20 protein-coding genes and 2 pseudogenes are annotated in these 23,327 nt (G+C 36.9%); 9 read left to right on the plus strand and 13 right to left on the minus strand.

Translation table 11 applies throughout. From position 1 onward, the window contains the following. Positions 1 to 27: 27 nt before the first annotated feature. The 3 genes from Aru01_RS03915 to Aru01_RS03925 all read left to right on the plus strand — a co-directional run bounded on the left by Aru01_RS03915 (position 28) and on the right by Aru01_RS03925 (position 2,709). A complete protein-coding gene (locus Aru01_RS03915; RefSeq protein WP_016654598.1) occupies positions 28 to 810 on the plus strand; it encodes an aldolase in 783 nt (260 codons plus the stop codon). Positions 811 to 814: 4 nt separating this feature from the next. Further along, complete coding sequence (locus Aru01_RS03920; RefSeq protein WP_016654597.1) at positions 815 to 1,699, plus strand: dihydrodipicolinate synthase family protein; 885 nt, start codon at positions 815 to 817, stop codon at positions 1,697 to 1,699. A 176-nt stretch (positions 1,700 to 1,875) separates the two neighbouring features. After that, positions 1,876 to 2,709 (plus strand): EamA family transporter, encoded by an 834-nt coding sequence (locus tag Aru01_RS03925; protein ID WP_016654596.1) that lies wholly within the window; start codon positions 1,876 to 1,878, stop codon positions 2,707 to 2,709. Between the two features lie 12 nt (positions 2,710 to 2,721). On the opposite strand, the gene Aru01_RS03930 is transcribed toward Aru01_RS03925, so the two are convergent. Genes Aru01_RS03930 through fahA form a run of 3 tightly spaced genes read right to left on the minus strand, consistent with a single transcriptional unit; the run spans position 2,722 to position 5,228 of the window. Then, positions 2,722 to 3,267 carry a VOC family protein gene (locus Aru01_RS03930; protein WP_016654595.1) on the minus strand — a complete coding sequence of 182 codons (546 nt, stop codon included), beginning with the start codon at positions 3,265 to 3,267 and terminating at the stop codon, positions 2,722 to 2,724. Between the two features lie 23 nt (positions 3,268 to 3,290). After that, positions 3,291 to 3,929 (minus strand): maleylacetoacetate isomerase, encoded by a 639-nt coding sequence (maiA, locus tag Aru01_RS03935; RefSeq protein ID WP_016654594.1) that lies wholly within the window; start codon positions 3,927 to 3,929, stop codon positions 3,291 to 3,293. Positions 3,930 to 3,941: 12 nt separating this feature from the next. Beyond that, on the minus strand, positions 3,942 to 5,228 hold the full coding sequence (gene fahA, locus Aru01_RS03940; protein WP_016654593.1) for a fumarylacetoacetase: 1,287 nt from the start codon (positions 5,226 to 5,228) through the stop codon (positions 3,942 to 3,944). A 208-nt stretch (positions 5,229 to 5,436) separates the two neighbouring features. Here fahA and Aru01_RS03945 point away from each other — a divergent pair, with 208 nt between their 5' ends. The 3 genes from Aru01_RS03945 to Aru01_RS03955 all read left to right on the plus strand — a co-directional run bounded on the left by Aru01_RS03945 (position 5,437) and on the right by Aru01_RS03955 (position 8,549). Continuing rightward, entirely contained in the window at positions 5,437 to 6,834 is a 1,398-nt protein-coding gene (locus Aru01_RS03945; RefSeq protein WP_040330994.1) for an amino acid permease, read from the plus strand. A 334-nt stretch (positions 6,835 to 7,168) separates the two neighbouring features. Further along, positions 7,169 to 8,227, plus strand: a complete 1,059-nt coding sequence (gene hppD / locus Aru01_RS03950; protein WP_016654591.1) for a 4-hydroxyphenylpyruvate dioxygenase — start codon at positions 7,169 to 7,171, stop codon at positions 8,225 to 8,227. 118 nt (positions 8,228 to 8,345) lie between these two features. Beyond that, positions 8,346 to 8,549, plus strand: a complete 204-nt coding sequence (locus Aru01_RS03955) for a hypothetical protein (RefSeq protein WP_016654590.1) — start codon at positions 8,346 to 8,348, stop codon at positions 8,547 to 8,549. 48 nt (positions 8,550 to 8,597) lie between these two features. Here Aru01_RS03955 and Aru01_RS03960 read toward each other — a convergent pair whose 3' ends face one another. Both Aru01_RS03960 and Aru01_RS18830 read right to left on the minus strand, forming a co-directional pair. Then, the gene (locus tag Aru01_RS03960) at positions 8,598 to 9,191 is read right to left on the minus strand and encodes a L,D-transpeptidase family protein (protein ID WP_016654589.1); all 594 of its coding nucleotides are present in this window, start codon (positions 9,189 to 9,191) and stop codon (positions 8,598 to 8,600) included. Between the two features lie 177 nt (positions 9,192 to 9,368). Further along, positions 9,369 to 9,657, minus strand: a pseudogene (locus Aru01_RS18830) (RNA-guided endonuclease TnpB family protein); the annotation flags it as partial. Positions 9,658 to 9,678: 21 nt separating this feature from the next. On the opposite strand from Aru01_RS18830, the gene tnpA reads away from it, so the two are divergent. After that, on the plus strand, positions 9,679 to 10,092 hold the full coding sequence (tnpA, locus tag Aru01_RS03965) for an IS200/IS605 family transposase (RefSeq protein WP_040330957.1): 414 nt from the start codon (positions 9,679 to 9,681) through the stop codon (positions 10,090 to 10,092). A 306-nt stretch (positions 10,093 to 10,398) separates the two neighbouring features. Here tnpA and Aru01_RS03970 read toward each other — a convergent pair whose 3' ends face one another. Both Aru01_RS03970 and Aru01_RS03975 read right to left on the minus strand, forming a co-directional pair. Next, on the minus strand, positions 10,399 to 11,613 hold the full coding sequence (locus Aru01_RS03970) for an MFS transporter (protein ID WP_081407212.1): 1,215 nt from the start codon (positions 11,611 to 11,613) through the stop codon (positions 10,399 to 10,401). Between the two features lie 454 nt (positions 11,614 to 12,067). Beyond that, positions 12,068 to 12,976 carry a LysR substrate-binding domain-containing protein gene (locus Aru01_RS03975; protein ID WP_016654586.1) on the minus strand — a complete coding sequence of 303 codons (909 nt, stop codon included), beginning with the start codon at positions 12,974 to 12,976 and terminating at the stop codon, positions 12,068 to 12,070. A gap of 128 nt (positions 12,977 to 13,104) precedes the next feature. Here Aru01_RS03975 and Aru01_RS03980 point away from each other — a divergent pair, with 128 nt between their 5' ends. Next, the gene (locus tag Aru01_RS03980; protein WP_016654585.1) at positions 13,105 to 13,782 is read left to right on the plus strand and encodes a hydrolase; all 678 of its coding nucleotides are present in this window, start codon (positions 13,105 to 13,107) and stop codon (positions 13,780 to 13,782) included. Between the two features lie 323 nt (positions 13,783 to 14,105). On the opposite strand, the gene Aru01_RS03985 is transcribed toward Aru01_RS03980, so the two are convergent. The 3 genes and pseudogenes from Aru01_RS03985 to Aru01_RS03995 all read right to left on the minus strand — a co-directional run. Continuing rightward, on the minus strand, positions 14,106 to 15,716 hold the full coding sequence (locus Aru01_RS03985; RefSeq protein ID WP_016654584.1) for a UvrD-helicase domain-containing protein: 1,611 nt from the start codon (positions 15,714 to 15,716) through the stop codon (positions 14,106 to 14,108). After that, the gene (locus Aru01_RS03990; RefSeq protein WP_016654583.1) at positions 15,713 to 17,563 is read right to left on the minus strand and encodes an ATP-dependent nuclease; all 1,851 of its coding nucleotides are present in this window, start codon (positions 17,561 to 17,563) and stop codon (positions 15,713 to 15,715) included. The genes Aru01_RS03985 and Aru01_RS03990 overlap by 4 nt, the downstream gene beginning before the upstream one ends. Before the next feature lie 17 nt (positions 17,564 to 17,580). Further along, positions 17,581 to 18,960: pseudogene (locus Aru01_RS03995) on the minus strand (type I restriction-modification enzyme R subunit C-terminal domain-containing protein); the annotation flags it as partial. A gap of 128 nt (positions 18,961 to 19,088) precedes the next feature. Here Aru01_RS03995 and gmtX point away from each other — a divergent pair. Then, a complete protein-coding gene (gmtX, locus tag Aru01_RS04000; RefSeq protein ID WP_016654580.1) occupies positions 19,089 to 19,760 on the plus strand; it encodes a gamma-mobile-trio protein GmtX in 672 nt (223 codons plus the stop codon). 206 nt (positions 19,761 to 19,966) lie between these two features. On the opposite strand, the gene Aru01_RS04005 is transcribed toward gmtX, so the two are convergent. From Aru01_RS04005 to Aru01_RS04015, 3 genes are all read right to left on the minus strand, one after another. Further along, on the minus strand, positions 19,967 to 20,743 hold the full coding sequence (locus Aru01_RS04005) for an IclR family transcriptional regulator (RefSeq protein ID WP_016654579.1): 777 nt from the start codon (positions 20,741 to 20,743) through the stop codon (positions 19,967 to 19,969). A 105-nt stretch (positions 20,744 to 20,848) separates the two neighbouring features. Then, positions 20,849 to 22,261: an amino acid permease gene (locus Aru01_RS04010; RefSeq protein WP_016654578.1), complete on the minus strand. Its 1,413-nt coding sequence runs from the start codon at positions 22,259 to 22,261 to the stop codon at positions 20,849 to 20,851. A gap of 211 nt (positions 22,262 to 22,472) precedes the next feature. Beyond that, complete coding sequence (locus Aru01_RS04015; protein ID WP_016654577.1) at positions 22,473 to 23,234, minus strand: PA3715 family protein; 762 nt, start codon at positions 23,232 to 23,234, stop codon at positions 22,473 to 22,475. Positions 23,235 to 23,327: the final 93 nt, after the last annotated feature.

The following is a 23,327-nucleotide window of genomic DNA, read 5'->3' on the forward strand; positions in this document are numbered from 1 at the left end:
CTACAAATCAATCAAATAGGAAATGTTATGGAAACTGCATTACTCGACAAACAGCAATTGATGCAAAATGCCCAGCAAAGCATGCAACAGCTTTTCCAAGATGAAGGCTATAGCGATCAACAAAAATTAGCTCTGACCTGCCGTATCTTATTTGATCATGGTCATGATGCTGGTCTTGCAGGACAAATTACAAGCCGAACAGAGAAAGGCAATACCTTTATTACACAGCGCTTCGGTCTAGGTTTCGATGAAATTAGTGCGAATAATTTACTTGAAGTTGATGAGGATCTAAAACCTCTCAACGGTGAAGGCATGGCAAACCCCGCGAACCGCTTTCATACTTGGATTTATAAACAGCACCCTGAAGTAAACTGCATTATTCACACGCATCCTACACATGTTGCAGCACTTTCGATGCTCCGTGTTCCTTTAATTATTTCACATATGGATACTTGTGCTTTATATGAGGACTGCTCTTTTGTTGGAGAGTGGCCGGGCGTACCCGTAGGCAATGAAGAAGGTATTTTAATTTCAGGTGCCTTGGGCAACAACCGTGCAGTTTTACTTTCACATCATGGTCAACTCGTCACAGGTAAGACCATCGAAGAAGCATGTAATTTAGCAATCTTAATTGAACGTGCAGCACGCTTACAACTTTTAGCAATGGCAGCAGGTCAAATTCAGCAAATCCCACATGAATTGGCCAAAGAAGCACATGATTGGGTTTCAACTCAAAAACGCAATCAAGTCAACTTTGCTTACTACGCACGTAAAGCTTTAAAAAACCACAAAGACTGTTTAGAGGGCTAGGACCATGAAACTCAACGGCATTATTGCTTATCCAATTACTCCCTTCAAAGCAGACAGCCAAGAAGTCGACTTCGATGCACTTAGCATTACTCTGAACACTTTGCTTGAACATGACTGTGATGCGATTGCACCACTTGGAAGCGCAGGTGAAAGTGCTTATTTATCTTGGGAAGAGTGGCAAAAAGTTGCTGAAAAAAGCATTGAAATTGTTAATCATCGCGTACCTGTCATCTTGGGAATCTCTGAACTCACCACGAATATGGCGATTCAAAAAGCTAAAAAGGCTGAAGAATTAGGTGCAGATGTAATCATGGTGCTGCCTATTTCTTATTGGAAACTGACTGATCAAGAAATTTATGATTACTATCAAGAAATTGCAGCAGCAACTAAATTACCAATCATGGTCTATAACAACCCTGCAACCAGCGGTGTAGATTTATCACCCGAATTGATTGTCAGAATGTTCCAAGATATTGAAAACATCAGTATGGTCAAAGACAGTACGGGTGATATTCAACGTATGCATAAGTTTCATGAACTCACTCAAGGACAACTACCGTTCTATAATGGTTGTAATCCATTGGCACTTGAGGCTTTTTGCGCAGGTGCAAGCGGTTGGTGCACAGTTGCACCTAATTTATTGGGTAAACTTCCTCGTCAACTATATCAAGCGACAAATGCAGGCGATTTAGCACAAGCCCAAAAACTATTTTACAAGCAACTGCCACTACTGCGTTTTATTGTACAAGGTGGTTTGCCTAAGACCGTAAAAGCAGGATTAAACGAATTAGGTTTCTCTGTAGGCGCTCCCCGTAAACCTCTACAAAGTGCCAGCCCATCGGAGATTCATCAATTAAAATCACTACTGAAATTTGCGACAACTGCATAATTTTATACGACATTCCATATGGTGAGGTTTAAACTGATCTGTATGGAATGACTATGCTTATGCTTTGTATTGGCTCAATCTCCTCAGAAAAGATTAAAACTTTGTTTCCTCCCTCTTTTTCACACACCATTTTTCAGTTAAACCTAAATACCCAATCAAGAATTGACAAATAAATCATGTCCCAATTGGTATTCATCACACTTCTCTTTGCTGCTTTAATGCATGCAACGTGGAATGCTGTACTTAAATCAGCCCCGAATAAGTATTTAAATACAGTATTGGTGACAGGCGCTGCCGCACTTTGGGCATTACTCTTACTTCCATTTTTTCCTACACCAGCATTGCAGAGTTGGCCTTTTATTTTCGCTTCTGTATTTCTACAAATTATTTATTTCGTCTCATTGGCCAAGACCTACCAAATCGCTGATATTAGTCAGGTCTATCCTTTAATGCGTGGAACAGCACCTCTTATTGTTGCGCTTTGTAGTATTACTCTTTTTGATCAGCAACTGTCGCTCATGGCTTGGATAGGAATAAGTGTGCTTTGTGCGGGCATATTATTTATTCTTTATGCAAATCAAACCATTACAAGAAAAACGATAGTTTTGGCACTACTTAATGCTCTAGTGATTGCTTGTTATACCTTAATCGATGCGATTGGCGCACGTTATTCGGGTTCTGCAATAGCTTATTCTCTTTGGATTTTTTTACTTACTGGGCTATTGATGTTGGCCCATATGACTTTAAAAGGGAGACAGCGTAACTGGCGCTATCTCAGAAAATATTGGTACCTCGGAGCGATTGGTGGAATATGCAGTATCACTTCTTATACCCTAGCACTTTGGGCAATGGTACTTGCACCTGTCGCTATAGTTGCAGCATTACGTGAAAGTTCAATCTTGTTTGTACTGCTGATCTCTATATTCATTCTCAAAGAAAAAGTAGGCTTAATTCGCCTACTTTCTGCTGGTGTGATTATGGTCGGAATTTTTATCCTACGTTTGGCCTAAACCCATTGGCTTTTACCCCAACTCAGTTTCGTGTAAAAAATGGGTATGGTGTGGCGCACGTTTAGTCTCACTCCATTCTTTCAACATTGCCAATTTCATCTCTTCTGTAATACGAGCAATTTTATGTGCAGCATTTGGATCATTATAGGTCAGTTCTAGACGATGACCATTTGGATCAAAAAAGTAAATTGAATGAAAAATTCCATGATTGGTCACACCCAGAACCTGAACACCATGCTGCTCTAGATGTTGTTTCGCAGCTAATAATGCCTCCTGATCTGCAACCTGAAAAGCAATGTGCTGTACCCACTGTGGTGTATTTTCATCACGGCCCATTTCTGGCTGTGTAGGTAATTCAAAAAATGCCAGAACATTGCCTTGTCCTGCGTCTAGAAACAAATGCATATAAGGATCAAAAGCCTTGGTTGAAGGCACATGATCTTCGGCAAAAGCTAAAATAAAATCCATATGTAACATGGTCTTATACCATTGCACAGTCTCTTGTGCATCCTTACAGCGATAGGCCACATGATGAATTTTTTCAATTGCAAATGTCATGTTAAAACTCCTTTTTAATACTGTTATTGCGCATCAACTTGTTGTTCTGGTGCTGCCTGAATAAAGGCAGGGAGCGTCATACAGTGTTGATAAATAGATTTAATTTTGACAAAAGCCGTTAAGTCGATGTCAAAACGGAGTGCGTTATATACTTGAGGAATTAAGCAACAATCAGCAAATGTGAGCTGTTCACCAAAACAAAATAAGCCATTTGACTCAGTCAACTGATCTTCTAGAACTTGAAAACCTTGTATCACCCAGTGCTGATACCATTGTTTTTTCTGTTCTTGATCGATGCCTATTTCATCCACTAAATACTGCAACACCCTCAGGTTATTCAGTGGGTGAATATCACAGCTGATGGTTTGCGCAAAACGACGGATTTGAGCACGTTCAATGCAACTCGAAGGTAATAATGCAGGGTGTGGATAGCGCTCTTCTAAATATTCCAGAATACTTAAGGACTGACCTAAGCGAAGCTCTTCATCCACCCATGTAGGAACCAACTCACTAAAATTAATTTTGCGGTAAGCATCACTATGTTGTTCACCGCCATTTTTCAATAAATGAACAGGTACAATGGTGTAATCTACAGCTTTCAAATTAAGTGCAATCCGAGCTCTATATGCAGCGGAACTACGAAAATAACTATACAGTTGCATCGTGATATTCGCCTATTTAACAGGGAAGTTAAAATCAATCGCAGCCAGAACTTGATTACGGACCTCTCCAAATCCCACTCGAATACCGTCTTTTTCAGCATAAGCTTGCATGATAATGCTGTCGCCATCTTCAATAAAACCACGGCTTTGGCCATTGCTCAGCTGTAAGGGTTTGCTGTTGTTCCAAGTGAGTTCTAACAAACTGCCATAAGCATCAACTGTTGCACCTGAAATTGTTCCTGAACCCATCAAATCGCCCACTTGTAAGTTACAGCCGGCAATGGTGTGATGCGTCAATTGCTGCGCCATCGACCAATACATATGCTTAAAATTGGTCTGGCAAATCACATCAGCCTGATCACCTCCAGCAGGCAATAGTTTGACCGATAAGTTGATATCAAAACTGTTGTGTCGATGATCTTCTTTTAAGTAATCTAAAGGCTCTGGATCTTGTACAGGGCCTGCCGTTCTAAAAGGTTCAAGTGCTTCTAAAGTCACAACCCATGGAGAAATTGCACTGGCAAATGTCTTCGCATTAAATGGTCCCAGTGGTACATATTCCCATTGTTGAATATCACGCGCAGACCAATCATTGAGAAGCACCATACCAAAAATATGTTCCCATGCCTGATCGATAGGTACTGGCTGACCTAACTGTGTATTCTTCGCCACAATGAAAGCTGTTTCTAGTTCAAAATCGAGTTTTTTACTTGCAGAAAAAATTGGTCTTTGCTGATCAACCAGTTTAATTTGACCCGATGGACGAACGATATCGGTTCCACTCACCACAACTGAGCTGGCACGACCGTTGTAACCTACGGGTAACTCGCTCCAGTTTGCAAGTAAAGCATGCTTAGGATCACGAAACATAGATCCCACATTGGTTGCATGTTCCTTGGATGAATAAAAATCAGTATAACCAGCAACCTCTATCGGTAGATGTAAATACAGCGCAGACCTTGGCAGTAACACTTGTTTTAACAAGGCCTTATCTTGTTGTAAAACACTACGCTCACTCGAGAATAAATATTGCAAGGCACGTCTTACACCAGACCATGTGGTCGCTCCAGCAGCAATAAAGGCATTTAAGCTAGATTGAGAGAAATACTGTGTCGCTATAGGTAAGTCCAATAGCTGATGCTGTTCAAGCACCGTCAAATCGATAACCCAATCTCCCAAGGCAACACCAACACGTCTTAAACCCTCAGGAGTTTCACTGAAAATACCATAGGGCAAATTGTGCAGCGTGAAATCACTGTCTGCTGCAATATCAATAAATGAAGTAAGTGACTGATCCATTATGAGCATTCCTTGTCTTATTGCTTTTACTGTGAATTGGTGCGGATTTATTTCATCATACTTATTTTTTATAATTACGCAATACATAATATGATTACAAATAATGTAATCAATATTGTATTTCTAATGAACCATTTCAGTTTTTTTACGATATAGTTAAGCCCACCCGTTTATGCAATACATAATTTTACATGGAGTAATTATGCATATGGATAAAAATAATACAGTATCCGATCAAGTCGAAGGACAACTCAAAACAGGCTTAAGTAGTCGACATATTCAGCTCATTGCGCTTGGCGGTTCAATCGGTACTGGGCTTTTTTTAGGTATTTCCCAATCGATTAAAATGGCGGGACCATCAGTCATTTTAGGCTATGCGCTGGCAGGTTTAATTGCATTTTTAATGATGCGTCAACTTGGTGAAATGGTCGTAGAGGAACCCGTCAGCGGTTCATTTAGCCATTTTGCACAAAAATATTGGGGACCCTTTGCTGGATTTATCTCAGGCTGGAACTATTGGGTGCTCAACATTTTAGTATGTATGGCTGAACTCAGTGCAATCGGCTTATATATTCAATATTGGTGGCCAGAAATTCCGACTTGGGTTTCTGCACTTGCCTTCTTTCTCATCATAAATGGTATCAATCTATTGCATGTTAAATTGTTTGGAGAAATGGAGTTTTGGTTTTCCATTATTAAAGTCCTCGCAATTTTAGCAATGATCGGCTTTGGTTCTTACTTGCTCGCTACAGGTACAGCTGGACCACAGGCTGGTTTTGATAATCTTTGGGCCTTAGGGGGATTCTTCCCTAACGGAGTGAGCGGACTTGTGATGGCAATGGCTGCGATTATCTTTGCCTTTGGTGGAATTGAGTTAGTCGGTATTGCCGCTGCAGAAACCCGTCATCCCGATAAAACCTTACCCAAAGCAATTAATCAGATTGTCTATCGTGTATTACTTTTCTATATTGCAACGCTCACCATTTTACTTGCGCTGTTCCCATGGAATCATATCGCGCAAGGTGGTAGTCCATTTGTGATGATTTTTGCCTCTTTAGATAGTATCGGTGTTGCAACTGCTTTGAACTTTGTGATCTTAACTGCGGCTGTTTCTGTTTATAACAGTATTTGCTACTGCACCAGCCGTATGTTGCTTAGTTTGGCACAGCAAGGCAATGCACCTAAAGCCCTTGCACGCATTAATAAAAATGGCATACCCAGCAATGCCGTATTGGTCTCGGCTCTTGCCAGTGCACTCTGCGTGTTAATTAACTACATCTTTCCTGAAAAAGCCTTCGGCTTACTGATGATGCTGGTTGTTGCCGCCATTGTCATTAACTGGGTAATGATTTCACTTACCCATCTCAAGTTCCGCCAACATATGCAGCAACACGGACAACAAAGCAAGTTTGCCAGTTTTGCTTATCCATTGAGTAATTATCTATGTATCGTCTTTATGTTAGCCATCTTAGTTGTCATGGCAGTCAGTCCTGATATGCAAATTGCGGTATGGATGCTACCGATTTGGGTTCTTTGTCTAACAATTGCATATCTCATTAAAAAACGACAAAAAAAGGTCATCACTCCTAATGTCGTCTTAGACTAAATGTAGATCCAAACTGCTCTCTAACTCGATACTTAAATCGCCTTTGTTGCATAGTGAGCAAAGGCTTTTTCGCTGTTTTTATGCATAAATCATCAAGCTATAAATTATGTATAATGTAATTAAATTATGTATTGCATAATAAAATTGTTTTTAGTAAGCTTTTTTCTAACTGGTTATTCTGTATCAAGGCAACACTACAAACCTAACACCTTGAACATAACTTTCATGAACGGAATCACACCATAAAGTTGGTATTGAATCAGCAAAGTTAAACAGTTGCTTTTTGCATAATAGCCGTGCCCAAGGGCAAAATTAACTGATAGGAAAAATATAAATGGATATTTTAGACAACCCATTAGAACTGTGCGGATTTGCATTTATCGAGTTTGTATCTAAAAATGGCGAACTCGATCAAATCTTTAAAACTATTGGTTTTACCAAGGTTGCTCAACATAAATCTAAAAATGCACATTTATGGCGTCAAGGTAATATTAATATCATTTTGAATTATCAACCTGAGTCATATGCTTCATTCTTCTTTAAAGAGCATGGCCCATCTGCTTGTGCAATGGGATTTAAAACGCTCGATGCTGCCAAAGCATTTGATAAAGCGATTGAACTAGGTGCTGAACCGATACATTCTAAAGTCGGCCCTATGGAGCTCAACATTCCTGCGATTAAGGGAATCGGTGGCATGCCAATTTTCTTGGTAGATCGTGACATTTATGAAAATGATTTTATTTTCTTTAATGATGTCGAACGTCACCCTGTTGGGGTCGGTTTAAATGAAATCGATCACCTTACTCATAACGTCTATAAAGGCCGTATGGAATACTGGGCAAATTTCTACGAAAAAATCTTTAATTTTCGAGAAATTCGTTACTTTGATATTAAAGGTGAATATACAGGCCTAACCTCAAAAGCATTAACTGCGCCTGACGGTTTAATCCGTATTCCACTCAATGAAGATTCAGATAAAGGTAATGGTCAAATCGCCGAATTTCTTGCAGACTTCAATGGTGAAGGAATTCAGCATATTGCCTTTATTACCGATGACTTGCTTGACACTTGGGATAAACTCAAAAGCTTAGATCTAAAGTTTATGACCGCACCACCCAATACCTACTATGAGATGCTAGAAGAACGCTTACCTGAACATGGTGAACCGACTTCAGAGCTACAAAAACGTGGCATTTTACTTGACGGTCATACAAAAGATGGACAAAAGAAATTGCTACTACAGATTTTTTCTGAAAATATGATTGGGCCAGTCTTTTTTGAATTTATTCAACGTAAGGATGATGATGGTTTTGGCGAGGGTAATTTTAAAGCACTTTTTGAATCGATTGAACGTGATCAAATTCGTCGTGGCGTATTAAACACCGACCTATAATCTGACTTATTTAAATTGCCCAAGTCACATGTAGATACTTGGGCAATTAAAACATATAGTATGAGTCTATTGATCATGAATCAAAAGAATATTATTTCACTTCATATTCGGGGGAAAAATGTTAAGTTCTGCCAATATTGAACATGGAATCAATTTAGCGCTCATTATGCTAGCCAGTATTGTTCTATTGATTATTGCTGGATTATTAGAACTGACTAAAAAAAAGAATGCATCTAATCAACACGGTATTAGAAGCACCATAGTCAGCATACTTCTTTTAGTTGGTCTATGTGGTTTAGGCTATACACTACTCAGTGATTAACGATAGACCCCTTGTTTACTTCTGATCACTCAAATGATGTGCCAACATTTAAGGATAGATTTCAATTACTGTACCGTCATCTACCAAACTCCAAACTTCATCCATATCAATATTTCTAACCGCAATACATCCTGTGGTCCAATCTTTTTTAGGCAAATACTCCATTAAATCCGCTTGAGTATCATGCTCATGATTTGAGCCTGAGCCATGAATCATAATATTTCCGCCAGGCAATACACCGAGCTGCTCTGCTCTTAAGACATCTTTTTTATTTGGATACGACACGTGTAAAGACTTATAAAACTCACTTTTTCCATTACGCCAATCGATGGTATACCGGCCTTCTGGTGTTTTACCATCACCTTCTTGATGTTTATGGCCCTTGGGTGAAAACCCCAAACGCATTGGATAAACTCGAATGACCTCTTCTCGATGTAGAAGCTTGATCACACGATTCGCCTTATACACTTTAATTTCGGTAATCGGCGTTTCTCTACGAATCTTCTCGATTTGTGCAGGGCTAAGTGCCTCATTCACAATATCCTCGCTTGCAGCGGGACTATATCTACCACTCTTGATATATACCCCAACTAGAATAATGACTAACATAATTAACGATAGTCTTAAAATTATTGTTTTCATTAAAACCTCAGAAAGGGATGTATCGACAGCATGTTTGTTACAATTATGATTGAATTTTAAGATAAATAAATATGTTCATTAGTTTTAAGCCAAGATTTTTCTGTTGACACCCTCTCCTCCCTAAACTGAGGTGATTCCTTCTGCTAGACGCTTCTGCCCAAGCAGGGGTCGAAAAACCGGCATCCAAAAAAGACTTAGCCATTTGAGTTTTGCCTTTTTAAATTGCTTTCTGCGTGTAACCAATTCCTCTGTAATTGCTTAAATAGTTTGGCTATGTAAATTACAGAGTTTTTGATGCATTCGAAGTATATTCATTGACATTGTAAGCACTAAAAAATGTCCTGTCCGTTTAAGATGTTAGGAACACAGATCATTGACATCACTCCAGACAAAAATCAAGCTTTGACTTTAGTTGGTCTAGCATATTGCAATTTTTATATTTTATACGTAAATTAAGGATCTTCATGTTTAACATATTGGTTGGTCTATTTTGAAAAATCAAGAAATAAGAGTGGGTCGCCACTGTGTTTTTAATATGCACGTTCATTTGGTTTTCGTGACTAAATATCGAAAAAATGTTTTTGATTTAAAAATGTTGGCCTCAATGAATGAAATATTTAAAAAAGTTTGTTTAGACTTTGAAGCTGAATTAGTGGAATTTAATGGAGAAGATGACCATATTCATTTGTTGATCAATTACCCTCCTAAAGTTGCTATTTCAAGCCTAGTAAATAGCTTAAAAGGCGTATCTAGTCGGCACTTAAGAAAACAATATCCTGAAATTAAATCTAAATTATGGGAGGGTTCATTATGGTCGCCAAGTTATTTTGCTTCTAGTTGTGGTGGAGCACCATTAGAAATCATCAAACAATATATTGAGCAACAACAAACACCTCATTAGAGCTGTGGCTCATGCCAGTCGATTCAATCCTCACCCTGAATGGTGAGGTTTTACGCTCCATCGGATAAAAAAAAGCCTGACATCCTGTCAGGCTTTTTTTGTGTTCGGTTTTTAGGGTCAACTCCTGTCATCCCTCACAATCCCGGTGTCGAACTTATCATTGTTGTTTTATGTTTTGGAACTTCCTGTTCTCTATGTCTCTCATCATAAGTAAATATTAAATTTCTGAATAGCAGCAAAATTCCTTAATACTTGTGAGCAAATGCTTACAAAAATAAATCAATACGCAGTGCGATTGAGCTCTATTTAAGGTCTTTTACTTTCCAGAGGCTGAGGCTGATTGCGTGTTTTAACGCAAAGCAGGATCAATAGAGCTGCAACTGTACTAAACACTGCTGCACTAATTAAGTTCTGCTCTAGTCCCATATGATCAACAATAAGACCTCCTGTAAATGCCCCCAGACCAATAGACAAATTAAACATCGAAATATTAAAAGCTGAGGCAATTTCAATTTGTGTTGGTGCTGCTCGCATCATCCAAGTCATCAGTGATACAGATACGCCACCATATGCCATGCCCCAGATCAATAACAAAATAATACTGATCGACTGCGATCCGCCGAAATAAGCGAAGATTAATAGGGAAACACCAATAAATACTGCAATAGTACATAAGGTTTGCCATAGATATTTCTGTGCAAAATGACCTGCTGTAAAATTACCTAATATGCCAAAGAAACCATAAAACAAAAGTAATGCACTAATATGCTGATCTGAAAACTGTGCAACTGACTGTAACAACGGTCGAATAAATGTGTAAGCTGAGAACTGTGCCATCACCATAAACACCGTAATTGCTAAACCGAACAGAACATTCTTTTGTTTTAATACATCCAAACTCGAAGACCAATGTGCAGTAGGATCAGTTTCTAAAGACGGCAAAGACCAATACAGCATGACAAAGACCACGGCGACCATGATCGCGATACAGATAAAGGCAAAACGCCACCCCCATAAGTCACCGAGATAAACCCCTAAAGGGACACCGAGTACAGAAGCTGCTGCTATACCGCTAAAAATAATTGAAGTAGCTAAGCCTACAACATGTAAAGGAACTAGACGGATGGCCAAACTTCCAGCCATACACCAAATTCCCCCCATAGATATACCGAATAATATGCGTGCAAATAGCAACCAGTGAAAATCATTCACCCATGCAGCCATTAAATTGGAGCCCAACAATAGCAACATAAAAAACAGCAATAAACTACGTCGATTAATACGATTAAAAATTAATACGACACAAGGTGCAGTTATTGCAGCAACCCATGAGGGTAAGGAAATAATCAGACTACTTTGCCCCACTGATTGATCCAAACTATGCGCAATAGGTGTAAGCAAACCAATGGGTAACATTTCAGCACTAACAACAGCAAAAATTGCTAGCGCGACGGATACTACTGCCAACCAAGCACGGTAGCCCACTGGAGGTGGCGAGGTGGCCATGTTTTCTATACTCATTTTCTCTTCAATTCATTGCGTTCAGGACAATCTTCTATTTAAAGTTGCCTGATCTAGATACTGTTTAAGAGATAATAATAAATGAGATTAGCTGTACATTGTCTGATCATTATGCTGCTAATTGTGATCAAATCTAAATCATCCAAAGATCTTGCTGGTTTAACTTTGATGGTTTAAGCAAAAGGTATATAAAATCAGTTAGTTAAAATTAATTATAATCCATATTATTCTTAAGGTTTTTTTATAATAAATACCAGTCAACTGATGTAATTTTAAGCAGTTCAATTTCAAATAGAGTTCCATGTGGAACATTGAACTGCAAATGTCACTGTCATCCTTGGTACCTAACCTTTCAATCACAAAAATCTGATCTGGTGTTCATGCTTTTATTTTTCACTCTCAACTACATTAAATAAACATCACCAGATCATGAACCAATATTCAAACAACTGACTTAGGGCTGTTTGTCATCGTGCTCAAATGCAGTAACAAGAAAATCAATGAGTGCTTTCACAGAAGGCAATAATCCCCTCCTTGAAGTATAAACAATATGAACCATCTCAGGTTTAGGTTCCCAATCTGCAATGACTTTGACCAGTCGACCTTGTTTTAACTCATCCTCAACGATAAGAGCGGGTAATTTTGCAATCCCAAGCCCCTGTAAGGTTGCTGAATGCAAAGCCACTAAGTCTGTCGTGGTTAATCGTGGTTCACATTTAAATAAGTATTGTTCATTGTCTTGATTAAACAATTTCCAATAGTACTCTGGAGCATAAGATTCCATCATCAGTACAGGCCACTGGTTTAATTGTTTAGGATGTTGTATTGAAAAGTGTTTATAAGCCAATTCAGGACTTGCAACGATATACTGGCGTGATAATGAAAGGTTACGAACAATCAAATCGCTATCTTTTAATGGCAATGGTCGTACTCGAATAGCAATATCATACTGTTCATTGACCAAGTCCACTTTTCTATTGGTTGCCTCGATATGCAAACGAACTTTGGGAAACTTCTCCAAAAAATCATTGAGTATTTGACTCATATTGATGTGTAACAAGTTCACTGGACATGAGATTTTAACGATTCCCACTGGCTCTGAACTCAACATCTCAATGGCAGCGTCTGCTGCATCAGCTTCTATAATCATCGCCTGACAATGCTGATAATAGATTTTACCCACTTCAGTAATCGCCAAATTACGTGTATTTCGATTAAGTAACTTTACCCCGAGACGATTTTCTAATTCGGCTACCCGTCGACTCAATAATGATTTTGTCACCATTAATTCATGACTTGCAGCTGAAAACCCACCAAATTCAACAACTTTTGCAAAATAATATAGGTCATTAAAATCTTTCATTGATGATTCCCATTTTAAGTAAATTGTTCTCTGTACAAGACAATGATTCCTATCTTAGATGTTTTAAATCAATTGTCATATAAATAAAATAAAACTACAAATTAAACACGATACTCAGGAATAAAAAAATGTCTACACCTGCTAATTTCAACGGCCAAGCGCCTGTTATTGATGTAAACGATACTGTAATGCTTTTAATCGACCATCAAAGTGGCTTATTTCAAACTGTTGGCGATATGCCAATGCCAGAGTTACGTCAACGCGCTGCTGCTTTAGCTAAAATTGCCAGCCTTGCAAATATCCCTGTAATCACTACTGCATCTGTTCCACAAGGTCCAAACGGTCCATTAATTCCAGAAATCCATGCCAATGCCCCACATGCAAAATATATTGCCCGTAAAGGCGAAATTAATGCATGGCATAATGAAGATTTTGTAAATGCAGTAAAAGAAACAGGTCGCAAAACATTAATCATTGCTGGAACAATTACCAGTGTTTGTATGGCCTTTCCCGCGATTAGTGCAGTTGCAGATGGGTATAAAGTCTTTGCGGTGATTGATGCTTCGGGCACATACACGAAAATGGCTGAGGAAATTACATTAGCCCGTATTGTACAAGCTGGTGTTGTACCTATGGATACTGCAGCAGTTGCATCAGAAATTCAACGTACTTGGAACCGTGAAGATGCGGCTGAGTGGGCACAAGCATATACTCAAATTTTCCCAGCATACCAACTGCTGATTGAAAGCTACGCCAAAGCTCAAGACATTATTCAGAACAACGAAATCCTAGATTCAAATCGTTAATTTTACACATCCAATTAAAAAGACTCCTATAGGTTATTACTAGTTTAGTAATATATATAAAGCATATAAAAAGGACCCCGTTTTAGGGGTCTTTCTTATTCTTATAAGGATGATTTCAAATAAATAAAACTAGTCAATAATATATAAATTACAAAAATAAAGGATCTTGGAATACTTAGATACATTTAGATGGCTAATCCATTTAATAAAAGATACTTATATATCAGTAATAATCTCCCATCAACTTTATCTAAGAGTAGTCCACCAATTTCTGATTAATAGTGCTAGAAAAACCTTTAGATCCAAATTACATCTGAGAATAACTATATAACTCCTAAATTCACAATATGCTTATTTAAACTTTCAATACATAAGAATTCAGATTTAATCGCTTCTATTTCTCTGAACCGTGCATTTACTCTAATAGGCATATCCACTAAATAACAAAATTTTTCAGCTCTCGTAATTGCAACATAATGTAAGTTTTTATCTCCTTCAAAATCTTGAAAGTAGCACTTACCATTTTTTATTGTTCTTCGAGGCAATACCCACTCTTCTAAACCAATGTGTATGACTACTTTAAATTCTAAGCCCTTTGCTTTATGAATTGTCATTATTTGCAATTCATTCTTATTGCTTGGCTGGTATTTTTTAAGTAAATGAGGGTTATTAAGGATATTCTTTGTTGCTAGAATAAAATTTTCGTAATTTCCTCTATAACTAGTTTTAATAATTATATTTTCAATTATTTTACAAATTTCATCAATATCATTTTCAAGCTTTATTTCTTTAGCTTCTGACTTAAAATTATCTAATTTAAAATTTATAAACCTATTTTTATAACTTTCATATATTGAATAACTAGAGTAATTTTTACTATATTTATATAGAAGCAAGTCAGAACATAATTGTGCAATATAGTGATTCATACTGTCTAATGGATCATCTTCGTAAATTCTATAATTATGGATAGTATTCTTAGCATAATGCTGAACTGTTGAATTGTTAGCTGCTAATATTACAAAATCTGATAATTCAAATTTATTATCATCTTTAATTTTTTGTATAAAATTATCCAACTTGGCGTATCGACTTCTTCCTAAATTATTAATATGTAATCTAAAAATATTTTTATCAGTGATCTCACTCTCATTTATATCTTTTAAAAAAACTCTCGCATACAAATCAATAGATAGATCACATCTATGATTTTTATCGATTGTATATTCCTTAAAATCATGTTCACTCACTAATGATTCCATATTCTCAGGAACAGCATCTCGCCACCTATAAATTGATTGATCAATATCTCCTACTGCTGTAAATTTTAATCCTAATTCCAATAATTCTAAAAAAACTAAATGTTGAGCTAATGATGTGTCTTGATATTCATCGACAAACAAGTATTTATATCTAGATGATATATATCTTCTACATATTGATGAATTTCTAAGTACAAATAAAGCTAAAGGCGTTACTGTTCTTTGCCATATTTTTCCGCTTAGAAATAACCCCTTAAAAGCACTATCACTTTCTATATCTGTTAAACATATTTCTCTATTCGAATATTCTTGAATAAATGGAATTTCTTCTTCTTCCAATAAAACATTTACGATCTCAATATCGTCATGATCACAATCCCATAGCTTTGGCAAAAATGGTCTAATTACTTCATTAATGAAAAAACTATCTATAGTACCTAGATAATTGAGATTGGAGCTTAGTATCTTTTTTTGGAATTTTTTTCTTAATTCTGCACTAGATTTTCTAGTAAAAGACAAACCTATTACTCCATTATGGCTTTTTAACTTTTCACAACATAAACTCATTTTATGAATAAGAACAGTGGTCTTCCCACTCCCTGGACATGCCATAATTACTGAGTTATTTTCTACATCTTGGATTGCTTTTATTTGATCATCAGTAAGTTTCATGTTAAGGCTTCTTCTTTAACTAAAGAGATTGACTCAATCACTGGCATAGTATTATTTGATAATAACTTTATTAAATACTTTATAGGCTCACCAAAAGAACTTTCATAAATTTTCTTAAATCCTTCATCTTCTATTTTTGCCATTAATACCTGCATATTTAGTGCCTTACTAGTTTTAAGAAATTCAACCGAACTAGTATCCGTTGTTTTACCCAAAGCTTTTTTAATTTCTTCTGAAGCGACACCGACTAAGTCCAATTCTAAATCTCTATCTGACATAAATATGCCTTTAGAATTAATCATTTTTTCAAAAGGGTTCCATCTTTTATCACCTAAGATCTTAGCCCTATCTAAAGGATATAGGCTATGGTTCCACTTCTCAGAATCTTTATTTAATATTCCATAGCATCGATTAACTCCCAAATACTGCCATTTTTTACATTTTTTATCTTTATAATTAACTTCAATCCTTTTATATACATAACAAGGGTTTAAAACATTAATTCTAGTAAAACTAGAAAAATTGCAATTCATTTCTATAGTCTTGATATCATTATCAGTTCTTAATGCAAAAGGTATTTCTAGAGCTCTTAAAACAGCTGAAAATACTTTAAATTGTATTCCTCCAACTGCAAAAACTGATAAATTATAGTAATCAATATCAACTTTATTTTTTAATAATAGTTCTTTATATAGAATTTCTTCAGACGGTCCCTCCACTAAAAAGACACCACTTGAAAAGAATGCTTCTGCAGGAATAATGCTCATTCTGTAACCTAATTCTTTCCATGCTTTTTCTAATTCTCTAGTACAACCATTATTAGCCGCAATTGTAATTCCTCCTTTCTTAAGTAATCTAATAATAGAACTTGGCGAAAAACTTGAAGCTATTTGCGGAGAATGTGTTGTTATTAAACATTGACTAGGTAATTCTGAAGATAAATAACTAGCTAGTTTTCTTTGTTGATGTGGGTGTAAATGAGCCTCTGGCTCTTCAATAACGTAAAAAACAACTTCATCATTTGAATCATGTTCAAATACGCTTAATGCCTTCCATAAGGCAATCAAAATTTGATTATTACGCCCATCACCTCCCAACATAACATTTGAGCCACCACTTATCGCACCTAATTGTAGTTTATTAATAAAATCAGCTACTTCTATCCCACTCGCATTTAATTTTACGTCATAGTCATCGTGGGCATATGCTAATTTTTTTAATTCTAAATTGACTTCCTGAGTAGCAGTTTTTACATACTCTAGTTGCGCAACTTTATCATCGAGCTCAACCAATTGCTTAGAAATTGTTATTAGGTTATCTCGATCAAGTTTTTCTTGCTCTTCAGTAATTTTTGTTTTAGAAATCTTAAGCAATTGTTTTTTCTCTTTAGAAATAAACTTACTTAAATCCCGTTGAGAAGAAATATACTTTAAATTTATATACTTTAAGTAATAACGACTTTGAATTTCAGATAAGTCACTCTCACTTTGGCCAAGATATAATTTGTAATCTAGATTTTCTTTAGAAGCAGTATACTTAAAAATACATACTCCATCATCGCTTACATGCTCCTTCAAAATGGATAATGCAGCTTCTTCTTTGATATCTACAAATTTAATTATAATTTCCAACACTTCAGACTGAACACCATCATTTACATGAAAATCTAACTCTGATGGCTCTATATCCATTTCAGAAAGGCTTCTGTCTAACATTAAGCGTAATGCATAAATGAGATTGGTTTTACCAATATCATTTTCACCAATAATTAAAGTGTTATTATTAAAATTTATTGTTGCATCTTGATAATTTCTAAAGCCTTTCAAAATCACTTTATCAATTTTCATCATTTTCCCCTTTATTATTAAGCCACCGCTTCATTAAACGCTTCTACAACCCCAAATATGTTGTCAGCGTCCCCATCACCAAACACGCCATCAATCCCTTCAAAATGGATCTGATTAAACGGTGATTCATATAACTGTGCTGCCTCTAGCACGCCATTTTGAGTGAGATGCTCAATCAGCATTTGCACAAAACGAATTTGTTTCTCGTTATATGTTGATCTTAGTAAGTACTTCGAGAATGCTTCTTGTACCGCCTGACGATCTAAGCCAACCAAAGAGCGAATGAAAAGAGGGAGTGTTTTTTCTGTGCCGAAACATTGCTCGAACTTATCTCGGCTTTCTACTTCCTGAGCTTCAAAAACGAAACGTTCTAGCTCGCTTAAGTCAGTCGGTGTAAGAGCCAAACCACGCTTGAGTTTGGCAATAGTGACATGGTTTTCATTAGCCTTAATGAAACTCTCGACACGCTTACGATACTGAGCAAGGTTTACGCCACTTGAAACGACTGGGAGATCGACTGCTTGCATATTTCCAATTTCATCATCAAGCATTGAATACACAATGGTTGAGGTCGATTTTTCAATCAGTTTAACTAGACCACGAATACGTTTACGCATCGCCTCCAGCATCGGCAAGGTAATGCCTTTCCAATATTCCACGGTTTGGATTTCTTGGATCAGCGCAATCTGTTGTGCAACCACAGGAATATTTTCTTTGCCTTCAAGCTTCGAGGCAATTTCAATCACTCGATTGGCGTAGTTCTCAATTGCTTTATTATTCTTTTCCAATACCGCAAGTTCTAAGTTGTAGCACAACATATCGAAAAGTTTGGCTTCTAGGGTTTCAGGCTCAAGCTGATTCGGTAGTTTAGAGATGTGTTCTCGCAATGTACCAATAGCAAGGTCATCTAAATTGTTCCAAGCATCGTCATTCTTAAAGCGTTCAACATGCTCAAGCTCAGACTTCACAATGAAATTATCATTGTTCATCGACTTCACTTCAGTCTGTAAACTCTGACGCATATCTTGCTGTACAGCTTTTAACTCTTCGGTGTCATAGTCCTTCGTATTCAGCAAACCCAAGATATTTAAACGAGCTTTAAACAAGCGTTGTCCGAGTGGCTCTGTGGTCGATACAGGAGCACCATCTGGATTTTCATTGAAGTATTCAAAGTTGGAGCAGTAGTCGAAGATATAAAATTCTTTTTTATCATCTTCAGGGCTAAACAGTTCCTTGCAGAGTCGTGTACCACGCCCAAGCATCTGCATAAATTTCACTTTAGAGCGTACTGCTTTAAAGAATACGAGATTGACCACTTCAGGAACATCAATGCCTGTATCAAGCATATCGACTGAAATGGCTATTTGTGGCTCAGGTAAATCTTTCTTACTAAAGTCTACCTAGAGCTAGGGCATTTCATGCAAGATAGCAAATTACTTGATGCTGGTATGGAAGTATTAAAAAATAATATTAATCAACCTATTTTAGAGCTAACGCCTCATGGCTTAAAACCCAAGGATATGTCATGAGTGCTGATATTAATTTAATTTTAGAAAATCTTAAATTTGGAAAGAGTCAGAGAACTCAAGACTCACTAAATAAACTCAATACTTTATTGGAAACTCGCTTTAATGCTAAAGAGAAAGATTATTCTATTGCTACTATTGGTAAAGTCTCAAAAGCTGATGGAGGTATCGGCGCAGTAAGTATTCGAAATAAAACTGGGGAACACTTTCGTCTACTGATTGATGCTTGGGCAACCAAAGCAAATACTAAAATGAAAAAGCCTCCTGTACCTCATTCTCGAAAGAATGAAATTCCAACAGATACGGAGGTTTTGTTACGGTTAAATGATCCTGTAATGAGAGCTGTAATTGGTCAGATCATTGCTGAGAGAAATAAGTTAAAAGCTGAAAACCGTATTCTTAAACATAACACTGAAGTTATTGTTGATATGCGTCCTAATCAAAACATTGGTGCAGAACAAGCGCATCAAGGAGTACAAGTCTTATCTACCTTAGATAGTCTACTCCTACCAAGTGATATTGAAGCTTTAAAAGACGCTATTGACGAAAATAAAATGGCACAGTTTGGTTGGACCGTATCAAAGTATGGCGCTGTAAAAGATGAGTATGAACGACCATTATTTAAAACTGGATTTGTGTTAGCTATTAAAAAAATTCTAGATCAATTGTAGTCTTGGAAAGGATTATATCTTTTATATATTTATTTTATACATATATAAAAAGAAAGATGCAAGATAACAAATTGATATTAAAGGTTATACTTACATCTTTCTTTCATTTTATACACTTTCTACTAGAAATAGCATGTGAGTCTTTTTTTTGCTCATCAATGTCCCGATCGGAATATATTTAGAGCTAAAGCACAGTTAAATTCTACTCAATTTAAAATAAACTGATTGATTCTCTGCATACCTTGTTGTAGTAATCGTAGTTTTTCACAGTCCTGATCAAGCGCCAAAAAGCTTTCATTATCTAAAGCGGTTAAGCAGTATTCGATCCCCTGCTGGCTATTTAAAATTGGGAATCCAACTGCATTAATCCCAACCAGTAAATCACCCCTCACTACAGCCTGTTTTTGCAAGATGATCTGTTGTTTCATCGCTAAAAATGCGTCCCAATCTGTGGGGATAATGGCGCGATTTTGTTGCTTTGCTTGTTGCCACTCTGATTGCATCATAGGTTTAATCAATGCCTCTGGCATATATGAAGCAAATAAACGACCAGCAGCCGAGTTTAATAGCGGCATCACTGAGCCCACTTTGGTGACAATCGAAATTGCTTGATTAGACTCAATTGACTGAACAACAACAGGACCTTGTGGTGACCATTTACAGATTTGAATACCACAACCAACCTGTGCTTGTAAGGCATAAATTAAATGCTGTACCAACTGCAATCGATCTGTATGCTGAATACAATTTAATCCTAAACGCCAGGCTTGATCACCCAATGCATATTGGCCGTCTTCAAGTTGCTGCGCATAATTCATACGAATTAAACTCACCAGATAACGGTGAACTTTAGCTGGATGCATCGCAAGTTTTTGCGACAATTGTTTTAGAATAATGGGCTGATTATGTTCCAATAAAGCATTTAATACAGCTAATCCGACCTCTAGTGACTGTACACCAGCGGATATTTTTTCTTCACTCATTTAAATGCCCTTTCAGTACAACATCTCATTTTTTAGTTTGTTCAATATGATAACAGCCCTCTATAGGGCTGTATATCTTTTGTTAGCTTAGTTAATACAGTGCGATTAATTAAATCTTTTTCTAAAATATGCATGGATATGATCACGATATTTAAATGCGATCACCAGCCATATAAACCAAAATGGCGCAATATACATTCCCACACGTGTATCTTCTTCAAATAACAAAGCAACCAGTGCAAAACCAAAGAAAACTAAACAGGCATAAGACAACACGATACCCGCAGGCATTTTGTATTTAGAGTTTTGATGCAAATCTGGACGTTTTTTTCGATAGGACAGATAAGCACACACCATCAGGCCCCAAACAAATAAAATCAAAATCGCGCATAAAGTAGAGAGCAATGTATAAAGTTGCATTACACTTGGGATAATCACTAAGAGTAAAACACCAATTAACATCCCAACCCCAGAGAAAAATAAACTCGAGAATGGAATCTTTTTATGATTAAGCTTTTCAAATACATGCGGTGCATCTTTTTGGCATGCCAAACCAAATAACATTCGACTGGTACTAAAAATACCACTGTTCACAGCAGATAATGCAGACGTCAGTACCACAAAGTTCATGAGTGCTGCCGCAATATGAATACCAGCTAAAGTAAATACTTCAACGAATGGACTCTTTTCTGGAGAAACAAATTGCCATGAGGTAATCGAGATAATACAAATCAACGATAAAATATAGAACAGCATGATTCGAAGTGGAATGGAATTAATCGCTTTAGGTAAGTTTTTCTCAGGGTCCTTCGTCTCCCCTGCAGTAATCCCAAGTAGCTCAACGCCCATAAATGAGAAGATTGCGATCTGGAAACCAGCAATAAAACCAAAAGCACCATTTGGAAAGATTGTACCTTGTTGTACGATGTGTGAAAGCGATGCTTCAACACCATTTGGTGAGGTAAAACCAGTAAAGATCATGTAGAAACCTACCACGATCAACACCAAGATTGCTAAAACCTTAATGACTGCAAACCAAAATTCGATTTCACCAAAATTCTTCACTGAAAAGAAGTTTACACAGACTAAAAATATCAATGAACAGACAGCGGGTATCCATAAACTTAAATCAGGGAACCAAAACTGAATATACCCCCCGATGACCACCACATCACCAATACAACTAATGACCCAACACAGCCAATAACTCCAGCCTAGAAAAAAACCAGCTCGAGCACCTAGATATTCACTGGTAAAATCCACGAAAGAATTATAAGAACTATTTGATAATAACAATTCACCAATGGCTCGCATCATGAGGAACATGAAGAAGCCAACCACCATATAAGTGAGGATAATCGATGAACCAGATAGATGAATTGTTTTACCTGAACCCATGAAGAGACCCGAGCCAATTGCTCCACCTAATGCAATCAACTGGATATGGCGATTATTTAATCCTTTATGTAGTTCTGGCGGTGCTTGTGCTGAATCATGCTGTGACTTCTCTACGTCCATTAAACCTTACCTATAAAACCAAACCTTGATGAAATACATCATCTTCTGGCCGCACAGTATAACGCCATACGTACTGAGTTTTAGCATATAAGTAGTTGAAAAAATTGACCCCCAGTCTAAACATCATGGTTAAAATCGATCTTTTTATGCGTCTTTGATAAATATTAAATAGACAATATCACCCCAGCTTAAACAGATCATCCAGACAATATTAAGGTGCGTATTCTTGTAAATACCTAGGTATAACATAATCTTTACCATTAAATTTTAAAATATGGCTACGCTTATTTTCAGTGCTATTGACCTGTTCACAATCTGTTTTGATCCAGCGATAACTCTCATCTAGTTCTTTAGTATTAATCCGTAAATCAAACATGCCATGATGCTGGGTATCTAATATAACAACTGTACTGTTCCTACTATGATTGTCAGCATTACAACGCCCATCATTCTCACCTTGCCCCAAATTTACTCTTAAATGACTTAACACTTTTTTATGCTGTTTTAAATCGTACAGATTAAGCATCGTATAAGCATAGGGATTCACTGAAGATGAATTAGCAAAACTAAGACGTAGTCCTATCGCTCTTAACTGTGGTTGTAATTGATACACTGCCGTGTCGATACGGATATCATTTAGCTCCACTGCATCAGAAGTATAAGATGTTGGGTCAATATAGTGATCCAATAACTTTAACTGCCGAGTATCTGCGGTCAGTAAATGCAGTTGATAGGTTTGTCCCGCATCGCCAGATTTGATCGCATCTGGATCACCCAACTGAAAAATTAGCAGAGCACGGTCTTGTTGCTGAGGTAAAACCTTACAATCCCCAATATAGCCCTGTTCTAGGCTGAGATTAGCTTGTTTTAAAATTGAATCGGTAAAATTATGCTCTTCACAAATATTGGCATATGCCAATGAACCAATAGTTAATAATAATGCGCCTAATATTAATTTAAGTTTTAATTGCATTCGCTATTCTTTCAGTTGGTTTTCATCCTATATTCATAACAGATATACAGTGGGAATCGAAGTACTTCGATAAAAGATTAAAATTTATTTTCA

This window comes from Acinetobacter rudis (genome assembly GCF_000829675.1).
In the GTDB taxonomy this organism is placed as follows: Bacteria; Pseudomonadota; Gammaproteobacteria; order Pseudomonadales; family Moraxellaceae; genus Acinetobacter; species Acinetobacter rudis.

Coding starts and splice junctions, on each gene's coding strand:
- Aru01_RS03915 (WP_016654598.1), top strand. CDS start 28: ATGGAAACTGCATTACTCGACAAACAGCAATTGATGCAAAATGCCCAG.
- Aru01_RS03920 (WP_016654597.1), top strand. CDS start 815: ATGAAACTCAACGGCATTATTGCTTATCCAATTACTCCCTTCAAAGCA.
- Aru01_RS03925 (WP_016654596.1), top strand. CDS start 1,876: ATGTCCCAATTGGTATTCATCACACTTCTCTTTGCTGCTTTAATGCAT.
- Aru01_RS03930 (WP_016654595.1), bottom strand. CDS start 3,267: ATGACATTTGCAATTGAAAAAATTCATCATGTGGCCTATCGCTGTAAG.
- maiA (WP_016654594.1), bottom strand. CDS start 3,929: ATGCAACTGTATAGTTATTTTCGTAGTTCCGCTGCATATAGAGCTCGG.
- fahA (WP_016654593.1), bottom strand. CDS start 5,228: ATGGATCAGTCACTTACTTCATTTATTGATATTGCAGCAGACAGTGAT.
- Aru01_RS03945 (WP_040330994.1), top strand. CDS start 5,437: ATGGATAAAAATAATACAGTATCCGATCAAGTCGAAGGACAACTCAAA.
- hppD (WP_016654591.1), top strand. CDS start 7,169: ATGGATATTTTAGACAACCCATTAGAACTGTGCGGATTTGCATTTATC.
- Aru01_RS03955 (WP_016654590.1), top strand. CDS start 8,346: ATGTTAAGTTCTGCCAATATTGAACATGGAATCAATTTAGCGCTCATT.
- Aru01_RS03960 (WP_016654589.1), bottom strand. CDS start 9,191: ATGAAAACAATAATTTTAAGACTATCGTTAATTATGTTAGTCATTATT.
- Aru01_RS03970 (WP_081407212.1), bottom strand. CDS start 11,613: ATGAGTATAGAAAACATGGCCACCTCGCCACCTCCAGTGGGCTACCGT.
- Aru01_RS03975 (WP_016654586.1), bottom strand. CDS start 12,976: ATGAAAGATTTTAATGACCTATATTATTTTGCAAAAGTTGTTGAATTT.
- Aru01_RS03980 (WP_016654585.1), top strand. CDS start 13,105: ATGTCTACACCTGCTAATTTCAACGGCCAAGCGCCTGTTATTGATGTA.
- Aru01_RS03985 (WP_016654584.1), bottom strand. CDS start 15,716: ATGAAACTTACTGATGATCAAATAAAAGCAATCCAAGATGTAGAAAAT.
- Aru01_RS03990 (WP_016654583.1), bottom strand. CDS start 17,563: ATGAAAATTGATAAAGTGATTTTGAAAGGCTTTAGAAATTATCAAGAT.
- gmtX (WP_016654580.1), top strand. CDS start 19,089: ATGAGTGCTGATATTAATTTAATTTTAGAAAATCTTAAATTTGGAAAG.
- Aru01_RS04005 (WP_016654579.1), bottom strand. CDS start 20,743: ATGAGTGAAGAAAAAATATCCGCTGGTGTACAGTCACTAGAGGTCGGA.
- Aru01_RS04010 (WP_016654578.1), bottom strand. CDS start 22,261: ATGGACGTAGAGAAGTCACAGCATGATTCAGCACAAGCACCGCCAGAA.
- Aru01_RS04015 (WP_016654577.1), bottom strand. CDS start 23,234: ATGCAATTAAAACTTAAATTAATATTAGGCGCATTATTATTAACTATT.